Origin of the sequence: Dyadobacter sp. CY312, assembly GCF_021390535.1 — a bacterium.
In the GTDB taxonomy this organism is placed as follows: Bacteria; Bacteroidota; Bacteroidia; order Cytophagales; family Spirosomataceae; genus Dyadobacter.
Genome location: NZ_JAJUXG010000009.1, coordinates 164,483 through 177,123, shown reverse-complemented (window position 1 = coordinate 177,123; position 12,641 = coordinate 164,483). Strand labels below are relative to the sequence as shown.

Genomic DNA, 12,641 nt, shown 5'->3' with positions numbered 1-12,641 from the left:
TTTTATATTCTGAAATAATTTGATACCTGAACGATGATAACCTCCTCAATAAAAATGAGGAACATCGATATTACGACCGACGCATTTGCAGCCTTTCCAACTCCTTCTGTTCCTTTAATAGCGTTGTAGCCCTGGTAACAACCCACGATCCCAATGGTGAAACCATATGCAACTGCTTTAACAAGCGATGTCCCGATGTCCAGGAATGTAATCTGTTCAAAGGCGTTCTCAAAAAATGCTATAAAACTCGTTCCTTCATTTAGGGTCACATTCAAAAACGCGCCAAGCAGAGCGACAAGCGTACAATAGAACATGAGAATCGGGATGGTTATCGTGGACGCAAGCACACGGGTGACAACCAGGAATTTGAATGGGTTTACTGCGGAAACTTCCATGGCATCTATCTGCTCGGTTACCCGCATAGAGCCAAGTTCAGCACCGATGCTGGATCCCACTTTTCCCGAGCATATAAGAGCGGTAACGAGTGCAGCAAGTGCTCTAACGATGGCGATGGAAACCAGCGAGGGAAGCCAGGAGGTTGCTCCGAACTCCGCAAGCGAAGGTCTTGACTGCTTGGTAAAAACCATTCCTGTTATGAATCCGGTAAGGCTTATCAGCAATAGCGCCTTGTAACCAATGGCGTAACATTGCTTTACAAGCTCCTGAAATTCCATTCTGCCCCGAAATGCTTCCCTGAAAAACCGAAGGAAGAACATGTAGCCATTGTAAACTGCCAGGAAGGATGAATCCAGGCTTTTGGTAAATACTTTTTCCTTGCTCATTAAATTCTGTTTGGCGAGTGACTCGACGCGTAACTGTTTATTATATACTTTTTGTTATCAGGCATTTGACGGTGCTAAAATTCCGGTCTGCCCGTTGTATTCTTTTAAATTTTTATCTTCAAGCCAGCGCATTCGATAAGCATTCATGGCGGTTTTACCAAGCTGGTTCAACAAGCGATAGTTGACGATCAATCCTACTGCGGCACCAATTCCCGGAATAAGCTGAGCCATTTTGGCAAGATCTATGTAATCCCGGTATTCCTGTTGAAAGCTTTTCCAGTCAAACTGGTTTATATCTTCTGGTAGATTTGCATTTTTTGCTGTCCAATCGGTCATCTGACTGTAAATTTTCTGCCTGCTTTTCTGGCTCGAAAACGCCAGTTGAAATATGTGAAGGATAAAAAGCCTTTCACGGTAATCATCAACCTGCCTTCCGTATAACGCTGCGATGTCGAAAAGCAACTTCATTTTTATGCCAATCAGGATGGGGAACTCAGCCATGGCTAGTAAAAATCCACCTGCCCCCGTTATTCCACCTTCTGCTGCGCCCGCCTTTTTGTAAAATTCAATGCGCGCCTTTACAGCTATTTCAGCGGTTTCCAAAGACACAAATTCAACTGGCTTTGCTGTTGTGTAACCTGCTCCAAACAACACGCCTCTCGTCATCTGCTTGATTGTGGATGTGATCACCTCATGCACACGATCGGGAATAAAACTGTTTATTTTGTCCTGCACATTTTTAGAAATCCTGTTCAGTCCGGAAGGATGCTTTTGCATTTTCTCCTGCCATTTGTACAATTCGTTTTTTATGTTTTCTTCGTATTGAGTCATGGCAGCCAGGGCGCAAATGTATGAAAAACCGGTTAAGCAGGAAAGTTAACTAATTATGACTAGACCTATCTGACAAAAATCGTTCCAGTGATCATTTCCCATGGGGCGCTTAAAGTGTGTAATCCTCAATCCGTTGGTTACCTTTCATTTCCTGCTGTATAGAGATATATTTTCTCCTTTACTAAAATCAGTATCTGATACCCGTTTTGAAACCTCAAAAGGGATACATAACTTGTATCGATTAGAATAAACAGAGCGATTAATTATGTCGAATATCAATATTATCATTGAGGAACGCCCTGCCGACATCGGGAATTTTCTGGTCGGGCGATTGCTTCCGTTTCGTAATAAAAGAATGGTAGGCCCATTTATCTTCATCGATCACATGGGACCGGCCAACCTGAAAGATTATCAGAGCATCGACATCGGGCCGCATCCGCACATCGGTCTTTCTACGCTCACCTACCTGTTCGAAGGCGCAATAATGCACAAGGACACACTTGGTAACAGTGTGGAAATTAAACCCGGACAGGTAAACTGGATGACAGCCGGAAAAGGCATTGTGCATTCCGAAAGAACGCCGGAGTATCTGCGCCATACAGATAAAGCATTACATGGTTTACAAATATGGGTGGCATTGCCAAAAGAGCTTGAAGAAATGGAACCCAACTTTTATCATGCTGAGGTGGAAGATGTCCCATCCTGGGAAGACGACGGGGTGAAATTCAAACTCATAGCGGGTGAAGCCTTCGGACGTAAATCTCCTGTACCGGTTTACAGTCCATTATTTTTTGTAGAAATTAAGACCGACGTTCGTAAATCCGTAAATGTTGGTCAGTATCTCTTTGGGGAGGCTGGGTTGTACATTTTGGAGGGAAGTGTAGAAAGTGAGGGAATTGTTCATGAGCCCAAACGAATACTGGTATCCAAGAACAGCGAACTCTGTGAATTTATTATGGAAGCAGGAACGACGATATATATTTTCGGCGGGGATGCTTTCCCGGAAGAACGATTGATTTACTGGAATTTCGTAGCAACCAATCGTGAGCTGATTGAGAACGCAAAAGTGAACTGGCAACAACAAAATTATCCCCAAATAGAAGGAGAAACTGGATTTATTCCATTGCCTGAGGCAAGTGGAGTACTCAAACCTAAACAGTAAATTAACTCCGATTAGAAAGTTGTATCAGCTAATCTGTCTGGATTGAGAAAGGATGTCCTCTATATATACTTCCTTTCCGGTTTCTAGAATACGAACAAACAGCTGAGCCTCTTTTCCAAGAAGTTCTCTGAAATGTTTGCCTTTGCATGGATCGTAATACCACTGCCAAACCATGTCGCGGGAAATAATGAGGTAATTGAGTTCTTTCATGACTGCTATGTTTAATATCCAAATTTATGGAATTATTCCATAAATTTGGATATTTTCCAATTATATTATTCAATACTGGATCACATAGTTTTGCGTTTGCCTTTACCTGTCATAAGCTCAAAAAATTAGTTAATATGTTTCAGGGCATTGTGCAATGAAACGTTTTCATGGGAAGTGTTGTAAATGCTTTGCCCGTTTTTTACTACAAGAATCTGGGGTGATTCATGCTCAACCTGAAAAATGTGTGCAACAGCGTGCGACTCCCTGCGGTTGCTGATCACATCGACAATGTATAATGGTGTATCATTGCCGACAGCGCCTGTCACTTCTGATTTCAGCTGGCGATAGGCCATCAGGCTGGTCATGCAGCGAGGACTGTGTTTGTAAATAATCGCGTAGTCTTCCGACTCAAAAATGGCCTGTACCTGGTTCTCGTTTGTAATTGTAATCCAATTCATATTCTTCAATGAAAGTTTGCTATCATACTTAACATAGATTTCAAATTTTCATTCCAGAAGGTGTGCTTACTTACCTATATGAGGGAGCAGGTTTTCGATACTGGACGCATGTTTCAGTACATAAACATAAAAGAGCGCTACGGAAACGGAGACAAGATTGCCTACTAGGTAATAATCGTTGAACTTGTTGGAGTCGGTACTATTGCTTTCATCATGTTTTAACCGGGTGGCAAGTTTCAGCGCGCTGAAAAATGTGAGGGCAGGGGCGAGATCGTTGAAGAGGAATATCATCAGAAACATTCTTTCAATGAATCCTTTGATCAGTGATTTGAAATCAATTTTGGTTTTTTGATAAAATACCTGTGCAATAACAGAGAATAAAAAGCCCAGGACAATTTCGCCGATCAGGATAATGACAGCTATTATAAAAAAGACCATTTAGCGTGTGATGTAGTTTATAACCTCTTTGGTAGCAATATATTCATTTATTTTTAAACTTTTCTCCCTTTTCCAAATCTGGGATCTGGTTTTCCCCAAAGCTTCGGCCACTACTTTATAATCTCTTTCTTTCAAAAATTCGGTTAATAGCTCGCGATCTCTGGTTACCTTCCAATCATCCGTTAGCCCCTGGTAAATAACGAGGCTGTTGGTGAGTGCTTTACTCATCTCATTGTCTTTCAGGATAATATGGTAACGGTTCTTGGTTAGTTTAGCTTCTTGCAAAGCCTTTCGTGCATTGGTCAGGCCTTCTCCCAGCATTCCGTAAGCAATTTTATCATTGATGGGTGTATCAATTTGTCCTTCCATTAACACATACCGCAATTTAAATCCTGCTCCTTTGAGAAGAATTTCCTCATCCAGACTGAAAATAAGCTGTAAAGCCGCGTTAACGTCTTTTGCTATGCCCTGAAATTCATCTCCCAAGGTAATAGTCAGAGGTGATTTCAGCTTTTTGCTGTGTTTGCGGTTTACAACCTCTGTTATTGTTTTAAAGTCCTCCATAAGTTGTTTCTGATCTTTTGATCGGCTTGAAACAACATCCGCCATAAGAATGTAATGCTCTTTTTTGCTCATAAATCTGTTTCATAAAAAGTGAAATAATATCATCTATGTCAAATATACTGAAATAAACTGTTTTGTTTCAGTATTAATGAAACAAATATATAGGTACAAATAAATAATTTACTGTATGTGAGTATGTTAACGTTATTTTTTAAATATTTATCCATTTTTTATTTTCTTGTCCTAGTTCAATGTTTTGCCCTGTGGTGGGGTAGTACATTTGTATCATTAAAATTGATAACAGCTAAACAAACAAGACAATGGAAAATACAATCAATGGCATCCACCACATCACCGCCATCGCTGGTGACGCTAAAAAAAATTATGATTTCTATACCCGGGTTCTGGGATTAAGGATGGTAAAAAAAACCGTCAATTTCGATGATCCTAACACCTATCATTTTTATTACGGTGATGAAAATGGTACACCTGGCACGATACTAACATTTTTTCCATGGGGTGATCAAATACCTGCTGGCAGAAGAGGAACTCGTCAGGTAACGGAAATCGGATATTCAGTACCGGAAGGAAGTCTTGATTTTTGGTTGAAAAGGTTGCACGACAATAAAGTGACTTACAACAAAGTTTCTGAAAAATTCGGTGAACAGTATCTTACTTTTCTTGATCCTGATGGCTTGAAATTCGAACTGACAGTACCTAAAACGGCTGACAACCGAAAACCTTACGAAACTGCCGAAGTGAGTGCTGAGTATGCAACCAGAGGTTTTCACCACATTACGATCACAAGTAACAAAATAGAGGAAACAGCTAAAATTCTGACTGATATTTTTGGCTATAAAATGGTGGAACAACATGTAAACAGGTTCAGATTTATAACCGATGCTGTTGAAACCGCCGCTATTGTGGATCTTGTGGAAGCTCCCGGCGAACGCGCCGGACATGTGGCAGGAGGTTCCGTTCACCACGTTGCATTCCGGGTCGCGAACGACGATATATTGATGGAATTCCGTAAAAAAATCGTTGAGGCAGGACATCAGATTACGGATAAGATTGACAGAAATTATTTCTATTCACTCTATTTCCGTGAACCAGGTGGTGTATTGTTTGAGATTGCGAGCGATAACCCTGGCTTTGCTACCGACGAAACGGTTGAGTTTTTAGGATCTGGTCTGATGTTGCCTGCTCAATATGAGCCACGGAGAGCACAAATTGAAAAAGTGTTGCCTTCATTAGTTTAATTTCTTTTTGAAGCGGACCACAACAGGTCCGCTTCAAAATTTTATCAAAATCACTGAAAAGATGTACCAACATACAAAAAGTGTAACAACTGCCGGAGCTGATTTAAATACCGCAAAAAAAGCGATTATCATGCTTCATGGCAGAGGAGCCGCGCCACGCGATATCATTTCACTGCAACGCTATCTGAACTTGGAAGGAGTGGCAATCCTTGCTCCGGAGGCTACGAACAACAGCTGGTACCCATATAGTTTTACGGCACCTGTAAGTCAGAATCAACCTGCGCTGGATTCGGCACTGGAAATTATCGACGGGATTGTGAACGATATTGAAGCCGCAGGAATAAGCAGCGAAAACATATACTTTGCCGGCTTTTCTCAGGGAGCCTGTCTCACGCTGGAATATACCGCCCGTCATGCCAAAAAGTATGCAGGAATTATAGCACTAACCGGCGGTCTGGTTGGTCAGGAATTGATAGAAGCCAATTACACGGGAGATTTTGCAGGTACGCCGGTTTTTATATCCACCGGTGATCCGGATCCACATGTTCCCGTCAGCAGGGTGAACGAAAGTATCGCGATTTTTGAAAAACTAAATGCAAAAGTGACTTCCGCAATATACCCCGGACGACCACATACAATTTCGGGTGAGGAAATAGAAATAGTGAATAAGGAAATATTAGGCTGAGGTAATTCAAGATGCGCTGACTAGTTTATCTCATTTAATGGTTATTGTACTTTTTTGCACAGTACCATTATAGTCACTAATTCGTATCAGGTAATCCCCGGGAGGTAGAATGAGCGACTTTTCACTAAGGTCGCTTACTTCTATCTGATCAATCGGAACACTATCAGCATTACCTTCTTCTTTTACCGCATATGCCGAGACAATACAAGGGAATTTGAAATTGAGTTTTATGCCATCCAAGTTATATAACTTCCAGGTATTGCCACGTAACAACCAACTAGGGCGCTTCGATATATACTGGGTACGGGGATGAGCAATCTTCAAATCAACCAAACTTGAATCTTTTCTGAGATTGTATGGATTACCGGCAGAGTCGATAAACACTGCGGGATAGCCCGTTTGAGTAAATTGATAGTAACGTGATTCATATTCCAAGCTACTTCTTTCTGTCCAATCTACCTGATCAATGGAATAGGGGTTAATGCCGCAAAGTTTTTTTAATGCGCCGGCCATTCTCAGTGGCTCTGCATTGTAATCTTCAAGCAAATGACCAAACCCACAATGTATTAGAATTTTGGCCTTATTATCTTTATCAAGTATCTTCTTAATGTTTTTTGCTTCTCCAATTTCTCTTCCCTCCGGATCATTCAATGCTTCATAACAAAATAGTGTAAACCCGATTTCCAAAGCTTTACGGATCATATTGCCATATTGAGGCTCTCGGGAATAATATCCATCATTCACTAAGGGCCATTTTCGAATGTTAAGCAACGAATCTTCAGCAAGGGTTTCTAAACCCAAGTAGCGATATCCGTTTTTGTAAAGTCCGTCCAACAATGACCCTGTAAATACACGATGTACAGGTTGATGATGAGCTTCATTAATTATGATAATCCTTTCCTTTCTACTTTGCTCAATTACGTAATCGGTGGCTGATCTCGCCTTGTATGAAGCCAAAACATTTTGATCTGAATAAGTAGGCTCTATTCCCCCGGACTTATCATAGACTTTCAGTGCTTTTTGATAGTCACCAATAAAGGAGTACGCCCATGCGGCAAATTGATACTTTGGTGCACCATCATTTAAATAGTCTTGCTGAATTTGCTTGCTATTTTTGTAAATTACCTCATCTTGTGCTTGTGCCAGGTGTGTTAAGGAAAAAGTGACAATTAGCACTAAAACTAATTTGCTATGGCATAGTTCCATTTTTAGAATATGGTTTTTCATTAGTTTTTATGATGATGTGTGACGCAATATACGACAAGTTATTTTTCAAACTAAATTTTTAGTTTATATTAAATTTTTGTTCTGTTGCAAGTGGTAATACGAGCCACAACTTTGATAATCCCGGTGTTTACAACTACCTTTAAAAAGTAAAAACATCCTTCTGCATCATTTTGCAGGAGGATGTTTTTTGTTTATTGATGGCAGTCAGATAGAAGAGACAATTGATATGTTTGAAAAAATTAACGCTTATGCAAAAAGGTGCCTTCCCTTTACGGACGAAGAGCTGGCACATTTCGATTCATTACTTCAATATAAAAAACAACCCAAAAAAACGTTCTTATTGCTGGAAGGCGAGGTTTGCCAGTTCGAGGCTTTCATCCTTAAAGGTTGTATCAGAACCTACCACATTGACCAGTCGGGAGCGGAGGTGACGCTGCAATTCGCGATCGAAGACTGGTGGGTGAGTGACATTACCAGTTTCACGGAGCAAAAGCCGAGTCTGGTTTACATTGAGACGCTGGAAGATTGCGAATTATTGATTCTGACACCAGAAACGAAAGAAAAGCTGTTAACCGCAGTGCCTGGTTTCGAGCGTATGTTCAGGCTCATGGTGCAACGGAATCTGGCGCAGTTACAGGAGCGCCTGTTTAGGACTATTTCCACAACGGCAGTTGAAAAATACCTTGATTTCCTGAATAGATATCCGGCCATTCCGCAACGTGTAGCACAACATTACATCGCATCCTATCTTGGATTTTCACCGGAGTTTTTGAGTAAGGTCAGGAAAAAGCTTAGCGCGCAGTAAATAACCTGGTTGTCAAAACCGCATCGTTCGAGTATCTTTGCCCTATGTCAAAAATGATCCCTGAGAATCTTAGAGAAATAATGATCCACAATGCCATGGAAGTTCAGAACGAACTGGGCAAAGATCATGAACCGGTTGTGAAGCTGCATTCCAAATATGGCAAAGCAATATGGCTATTGTCAGAACTGGATTCTACCAATAATATCGCTTTTGGTGTTTGCGATCTTGGTCAGGGGAAACCGGAGTTGAGTTACGTATCCATCAACGATCTTGAAAGTATTAAACACGCACGATTGAAGGTTCCAATGGTAGAAATAGATCCGAATTTTGATGGTAAATATGCAATGAGTGTTTATTTTGAAGCAGCCAAACTCAATAACAGAATTACCGAAGACGATGATTTACTAAAACTGGCACAAGCCAAATTGTCGAAGACGAAATAATTTTTAGGTTTTTATATAAAAGAGCAGATGGGGTTATGCCTATCTGCTCTTTTTGCTTGTTAGCCTATCAATTTAATTGATGTTGTTTATTAAAATCGTTAAGTATTAGTCCTGCAACCGACGCTGCTAATCCGGCAGCAAGTAGGCTGATCTCCCTGTTTTTATCCTTCTGTTTAACCGCAATTCCTGCAAGTGCGGCGGCAACAGGTAATAAACTAACAGGGTCGTTCAATTGCCGTGAAACCAATACTCCTGCGCCACTGGCAACGGGAAGTAAGGCGCTGGTCCATTGTTTAGTATCAGTGTTTTTTCTCAAATAACCAAACTCGTGAGCAAGCGTAGTAGCACTCACTGCCGATGCTGCGGTAAGCCAGCCTGCATAAATACTGATGAATTTTCCGAGCGTTTTTTCAGGTTCGGAAAGGTCAGCATTTTCGTCAATTTCCAGTGAACGATGCAGACCAATTGCCGCAGGCAACATACCGATGGTTGTCACAGCAGCAGCGATCCTGCTTTTCTTATCTGATTTTGAAAAGAAATAGCCAAACACCATCGTCATGATGTAATTGATCCTGAACCACCATTGCGCCTTCTGATATCTTGGATTGGAAAGCTGGGACGGGAGCGCCTGGTGAACAGCCAAAGCCAATGTACCGGCATAAATTACCGACCACACGATGCCAAAAGTTGCATTTGCAGGCGTCATCAGGTTCCTGTCAATCTTTTTTTGTTGTATGCGATCAAGACGGGTTTTTACGATTCCCTTTTTTGGTCGACTTAAAAACCAGGTTCCAATTATACCTCCGATGACAATGGCGGCTGTGGTATATCTTTCGATTTTTCTGTTTTTCATGGTTTCCATGGAATGGTGGAAAAAATAAGAAATGCTATAAATATTGTTCCGGGGCCGAACCATGTTCAGACTGAAACTTTCTTTCCACAATGTTGTGAGTTGCTGAAGTTCGCTATTGAGGATATTAGAGAAAGATTATAAGAGTTAGGAGTTATTAGGAAAAAATTAGAAAATAGATTGTAGCCAATTCCAACGATTCGTATACATTTCTTGTCACTAACTTTGAGGTTAAAATTTACCCCCTAACAATCATTATTTCATGAAGCGTTTTTATGCATTCTTCTCTCGGGAAAATGTGATCTTATCAGTGTATGTACTGCTCAGTGTGGTTATTGGTGTTCAGCATTATGTAGGTGGCCCACTGAAATACAACAACTTCGTTATTTTCAGGCAGTCGCTGTTCCATCTTTTAGATAAAACAAATCTGCACATCGGCTATCCCGCGGAGTACTTTGATATCTTTCTTTATCATCCCACTTTTTGCATTTTATTTAGTCCGTTCAGTCTGCTTCCCGTGCCGGTAAGCCTGATATTATGGTTGATAACCTGTTCGCTCGTGGTATTTTACGGGATCAAGAGCTTACCATTAACTCAAAGTCAAAAAGTTTTCTTCTGGTGGTTTATTCTCATCGAACTTGTGACTTCGCTCCACAATCAGCAGACAAATCCGATCATTGGTGCACTGGGGCTATTCACATTTTCTTTTCTGGAAAGAGGAAAGTTAAAATGGGCTTCACTGTTCCCAATTCTGGCATTTTGTATCAAAGGTTACGGGCTTATTTTCGCTGCCTTGTTTTTGTTTTATCCCAAAAAAGGTCAGTATATAATGTACTCGGTTTTGTGGCTTGTCGTACTTGCTTTTGTTCCGTTTCCATTCGCGGGCAGTGACCACTTCATCCAGCTTTATAAAGACTGGTTCGCCTGTCTGGTTCAGGATCATAAGGTGAATTTTGGCTTTTCAATTATGGGACTTATTAAGGTTTGGCGGCCATCTTTTACAGACCACGATGTAAGTCTGATCCAATATGCGGGTCTTTTCTTATTCGGACTAACCTGGCTTTGGACATTGATACGCAACCAATACCAGTCGCTGAACAACCGTCTATTGTTGCTGGGTTATGCTTCCCTTTGGGTTATTATGTTTAACCATGCAGCTGAATCTTCAACCTATGTAATTGCTATACAGGGAGTTGTTTTGTGGTATCTGGTTTCGCGCGATGCACTATACCCATGGGCCAAAATCCTGATTTTTGCGGTATTCTTTTTTAGTATTCTTGCGCCAACCGATGTTTATCCACCATCGTGGCGACGGGAGTTTATACAGCCCAACCTGATCAAGGTCATTCCTTGTTTCATAGTGTGGTTATTGTTGCAGATTCAATTATTTAGCCCTGAAAAATCAGTTAATTCTTCGTTATCAAATGATTAGTGTAGTGTTGCCCTGTTATAATCCTGTGGATGGCTGGTGTCAGACGCTACTTCAAAATGTGCATGAGTTGAATGCCGCATTGCCTCAGTATCAGATAGAATATATCGTCTCGAATGATGGTTCTACCCGTCTCAACAGAGGCGTTTTGCCTGAAATAACGGCAACCTCGGGAATACTGTTTGTCGATAATTTGATTAACGAGGGGAAAGGCTCGGCAATCAGAAAAGGTACTATGCATGCAAAAGGTGATATTGTCATCTACACCGACATTGATTTTCCTTTTGGTACACAGCCAATTGTGGAGATGATAAATATTTTCGCAACGGATCCGCAATGCTGGTTCGTTTACGGAAACCGGAACGTGGAGTATTTTCGTAAGTTGCCATTTAAAAGACAGGTAGTGTCCAAAGCGTTGCAACTGTTGAATAAACTTTTCCTTTCCAGGCATGTGACAGATACGCAGGCGGGGATAAAGGGTTTCAGGCGTGAAATACTTCCTGAGATTCTTCAAACCAAAACCAACACTTTTGTATTTGAAATAGAGCTGATCAGAAAGCTGATCAAAAAGAAAATTGAAATCCGTTCTATTGATGTCGCAGCCAAGCCAACGATTGTTTTCAGTGATTTTAGTTATAAGGTTTTGTTCAGAGAAACGATAAGTTTGTGGCGTATAATCTTTATGAGTAGTGTATGGGGCGATATTTAGTAAATCTGACTTTCGATCTCGAAGAGTTTGACATTCCTGAGGAGTATGGTCAGAAGGTATCTGAGCGTGATCAAATGGAAGTAACACTTGCCGGAATGAAGCGTATATTGCCGGTGTTAGACAAACACAATGTAGCGGTTACGTTTTTCACAACGGGCCATTTTGCTCAGAAGAATCCTGAATTGATACGTTTGCTGTCTGACAAACATGAAATAGCCTCCCACGCGCTTTATCATGCTCCGAATCACGACTTTCAGGAGCAGGATATATTGGTTTCGAAGCAAATACTTGAATTCATAACCGGGAAGTTCGTTAATGGTTTTCGTATGCCAAGGTTAAGACCATTTGACGAAGCCAATCTTGCCAAATGGGGCTTTCGTTACGACTCGTCTGTGAACCCGACTTACTTGCCGGGGAGATACAATTTGTTGCATAAAAGTCCTTTACCATACCATGAAAGTGGGATGTGGGAGCTTCCTTGTTCCACCATGCCATGGCTGCGCTTTCCGTTGTTTTGGTTATCGTTTAAAAATCTGCCGGCAGGTATTTATTCCGAAATGTGCCGTTTGACGCTTCGAAAAAGGAAGAGTCTGATGCTGTACTTTCATCCGTGGGAGTTTGCTGATATAGGGGATTACAAGTTGCCGGGTTATGTTAAAAGTCCGGATGGGCAGGCACTGACGGACAAGCTTGATAAATTGATAAGTTATTTAATCAAGCATAAGGGGGAGTTTATCACATGTCAGCAATTGTGCGATACGCTTGATGCCGACAAAGAGAAGATTTAAG

16 protein-coding genes are annotated in these 12,641 nt (G+C 41.2%); 8 read left to right on the top strand and 8 right to left on the bottom strand.

Going from position 1 to position 12,641, the window contains the following annotated elements; all coding sequences use genetic code 11:
- Positions 1–2 precede the first annotated feature (2 nt).
- Together LZG71_RS13830 and LZG71_RS13825 are read right to left on the bottom strand one after the other, a co-directional pair.
- A complete protein-coding gene (locus tag LZG71_RS13830; protein WP_233821240.1) occupies positions 3–782 on the bottom strand; it encodes an ABC transporter permease in 780 nt (259 codons plus the stop codon).
- Between the two features lie 57 nt (positions 783–839).
- Complete coding sequence (locus tag LZG71_RS13825; RefSeq protein ID WP_233821239.1) at positions 840–1,613, bottom strand: EcsC family protein; 774 nt, start codon at positions 1,611–1,613, stop codon at positions 840–842.
- A 265-nt stretch (positions 1,614–1,878) separates the two neighbouring features.
- On the opposite strand from LZG71_RS13825, the gene LZG71_RS13820 reads away from it, so the two are divergent.
- Complete coding sequence (locus LZG71_RS13820) at positions 1,879–2,775, top strand: pirin family protein (protein ID WP_233821238.1); 897 nt, start codon at positions 1,879–1,881, stop codon at positions 2,773–2,775.
- A 24-nt stretch (positions 2,776–2,799) separates the two neighbouring features.
- On the opposite strand, the gene LZG71_RS13815 is transcribed toward LZG71_RS13820, so the two are convergent.
- The 4 genes from LZG71_RS13815 to LZG71_RS13800 form a co-directional block, all read right to left on the bottom strand.
- The gene (locus LZG71_RS13815; protein ID WP_233821237.1) at positions 2,800–2,985 is read right to left on the bottom strand and encodes a hypothetical protein; all 186 of its coding nucleotides are present in this window, start codon (positions 2,983–2,985) and stop codon (positions 2,800–2,802) included.
- 125 nt (positions 2,986–3,110) lie between these two features.
- Positions 3,111–3,443, bottom strand: a complete 333-nt coding sequence (ytxJ, locus tag LZG71_RS13810) for a bacillithiol system redox-active protein YtxJ (protein ID WP_233821236.1) — start codon at positions 3,441–3,443, stop codon at positions 3,111–3,113.
- A 66-nt stretch (positions 3,444–3,509) separates the two neighbouring features.
- Entirely contained in the window at positions 3,510–3,881 is a 372-nt protein-coding gene (locus LZG71_RS13805; protein ID WP_233821234.1) for a hypothetical protein, read from the bottom strand.
- Positions 3,882–4,517, bottom strand: a complete 636-nt coding sequence (locus LZG71_RS13800) for a SatD family protein (protein ID WP_233821233.1) — start codon at positions 4,515–4,517, stop codon at positions 3,882–3,884.
- Between the two features lie 248 nt (positions 4,518–4,765).
- Here LZG71_RS13800 and LZG71_RS13795 point away from each other — a divergent pair, with 248 nt between their 5' ends.
- Both LZG71_RS13795 and LZG71_RS13790 read left to right on the top strand, forming a co-directional pair.
- Positions 4,766–5,704 (top strand): ring-cleaving dioxygenase, encoded by a 939-nt coding sequence (locus LZG71_RS13795; protein ID WP_233821232.1) that lies wholly within the window; start codon positions 4,766–4,768, stop codon positions 5,702–5,704.
- 61 nt (positions 5,705–5,765) lie between these two features.
- Positions 5,766–6,389, top strand: a complete 624-nt coding sequence (locus tag LZG71_RS13790; protein WP_233821231.1) for an alpha/beta hydrolase — start codon at positions 5,766–5,768, stop codon at positions 6,387–6,389.
- A gap of 30 nt (positions 6,390–6,419) precedes the next feature.
- Here LZG71_RS13790 and LZG71_RS13785 read toward each other — a convergent pair whose 3' ends face one another.
- Positions 6,420–7,616, bottom strand: a complete 1,197-nt coding sequence (locus LZG71_RS13785; RefSeq protein WP_233821230.1) for a hypothetical protein — start codon at positions 7,614–7,616, stop codon at positions 6,420–6,422.
- Positions 7,617–7,842: 226 nt separating this feature from the next.
- On the opposite strand from LZG71_RS13785, the gene LZG71_RS13780 reads away from it, so the two are divergent.
- Positions 7,843–8,421: a Crp/Fnr family transcriptional regulator gene (locus LZG71_RS13780; protein ID WP_233821229.1), complete on the top strand. Its 579-nt coding sequence runs from the start codon at positions 7,843–7,845 to the stop codon at positions 8,419–8,421.
- A gap of 53 nt (positions 8,422–8,474) precedes the next feature.
- Positions 8,475–8,864, top strand: coding sequence for a DUF2958 domain-containing protein (locus LZG71_RS13775; RefSeq protein WP_233821228.1), 390 nt, complete (start codon positions 8,475–8,477; stop codon positions 8,862–8,864).
- 67 nt (positions 8,865–8,931) lie between these two features.
- Here LZG71_RS13775 and LZG71_RS13770 read toward each other — a convergent pair whose 3' ends face one another.
- Complete coding sequence (locus LZG71_RS13770) at positions 8,932–9,717, bottom strand: tryptophan-rich sensory protein (RefSeq protein ID WP_233821226.1); 786 nt, start codon at positions 9,715–9,717, stop codon at positions 8,932–8,934.
- 259 nt (positions 9,718–9,976) lie between these two features.
- Here LZG71_RS13770 and LZG71_RS13765 point away from each other — a divergent pair, with 259 nt between their 5' ends.
- Genes LZG71_RS13765 through LZG71_RS13755 form a run of 3 tightly spaced genes read left to right on the top strand, consistent with a single transcriptional unit; the run spans position 9,977 to position 12,640 of the window.
- Entirely contained in the window at positions 9,977–11,146 is a 1,170-nt protein-coding gene (locus LZG71_RS13765) for a glycosyltransferase family 87 protein (protein WP_233821224.1), read from the top strand.
- A complete protein-coding gene (locus LZG71_RS13760; RefSeq protein WP_233821222.1) occupies positions 11,139–11,852 on the top strand; it encodes a glycosyltransferase family 2 protein in 714 nt (237 codons plus the stop codon). The genes LZG71_RS13765 and LZG71_RS13760 overlap by 8 nt, the downstream gene beginning before the upstream one ends.
- Positions 11,837–12,640 carry a polysaccharide deacetylase family protein gene (locus LZG71_RS13755; protein WP_233821220.1) on the top strand — a complete coding sequence of 268 codons (804 nt, stop codon included), beginning with the start codon at positions 11,837–11,839 and terminating at the stop codon, positions 12,638–12,640. Before LZG71_RS13760 ends, LZG71_RS13755 begins: the two co-directional genes overlap by 16 nt.
- The last annotated feature ends 1 nt before the right edge of the window (position 12,641 follow it).

Excerpts from the sequence above, each read along its gene's own strand:
- LZG71_RS13785 (WP_233821230.1), bottom strand. The coding sequence starts at position 7,616 with ATGAAAAACCATATTCTAAAAATGGAACTATGCCATAGCAAATTAGTT.
- LZG71_RS13825 (WP_233821239.1), bottom strand. The coding sequence starts at position 1,613 with ATGACTCAATACGAAGAAAACATAAAAAACGAATTGTACAAATGGCAG.
- LZG71_RS13795 (WP_233821232.1), top strand. The coding sequence starts at position 4,766 with ATGGAAAATACAATCAATGGCATCCACCACATCACCGCCATCGCTGGT.
- LZG71_RS13800 (WP_233821233.1), bottom strand. The coding sequence starts at position 4,517 with ATGAGCAAAAAAGAGCATTACATTCTTATGGCGGATGTTGTTTCAAGC.
- LZG71_RS13805 (WP_233821234.1), bottom strand. The coding sequence starts at position 3,881 with ATGGTCTTTTTTATAATAGCTGTCATTATCCTGATCGGCGAAATTGTC.
- LZG71_RS13780 (WP_233821229.1), top strand. The coding sequence starts at position 7,843 with ATGTTTGAAAAAATTAACGCTTATGCAAAAAGGTGCCTTCCCTTTACG.
- LZG71_RS13770 (WP_233821226.1), bottom strand. The coding sequence starts at position 9,717 with ATGAAAAACAGAAAAATCGAAAGATATACCACAGCCGCCATTGTCATC.
- LZG71_RS13820 (WP_233821238.1), top strand. The coding sequence starts at position 1,879 with ATGTCGAATATCAATATTATCATTGAGGAACGCCCTGCCGACATCGGG.
- LZG71_RS13755 (WP_233821220.1), top strand. The coding sequence starts at position 11,837 with ATGGGGCGATATTTAGTAAATCTGACTTTCGATCTCGAAGAGTTTGAC.
- LZG71_RS13815 (WP_233821237.1), bottom strand. The coding sequence starts at position 2,985 with ATGAAAGAACTCAATTACCTCATTATTTCCCGCGACATGGTTTGGCAG.
- LZG71_RS13790 (WP_233821231.1), top strand. The coding sequence starts at position 5,766 with ATGTACCAACATACAAAAAGTGTAACAACTGCCGGAGCTGATTTAAAT.
- LZG71_RS13765 (WP_233821224.1), top strand. The coding sequence starts at position 9,977 with ATGAAGCGTTTTTATGCATTCTTCTCTCGGGAAAATGTGATCTTATCA.
- LZG71_RS13775 (WP_233821228.1), top strand. The coding sequence starts at position 8,475 with ATGATCCCTGAGAATCTTAGAGAAATAATGATCCACAATGCCATGGAA.
- LZG71_RS13830 (WP_233821240.1), bottom strand. The coding sequence starts at position 782 with ATGAGCAAGGAAAAAGTATTTACCAAAAGCCTGGATTCATCCTTCCTG.
- ytxJ (WP_233821236.1), bottom strand. The coding sequence starts at position 3,443 with ATGAATTGGATTACAATTACAAACGAGAACCAGGTACAGGCCATTTTT.
- LZG71_RS13760 (WP_233821222.1), top strand. The coding sequence starts at position 11,139 with ATGATTAGTGTAGTGTTGCCCTGTTATAATCCTGTGGATGGCTGGTGT.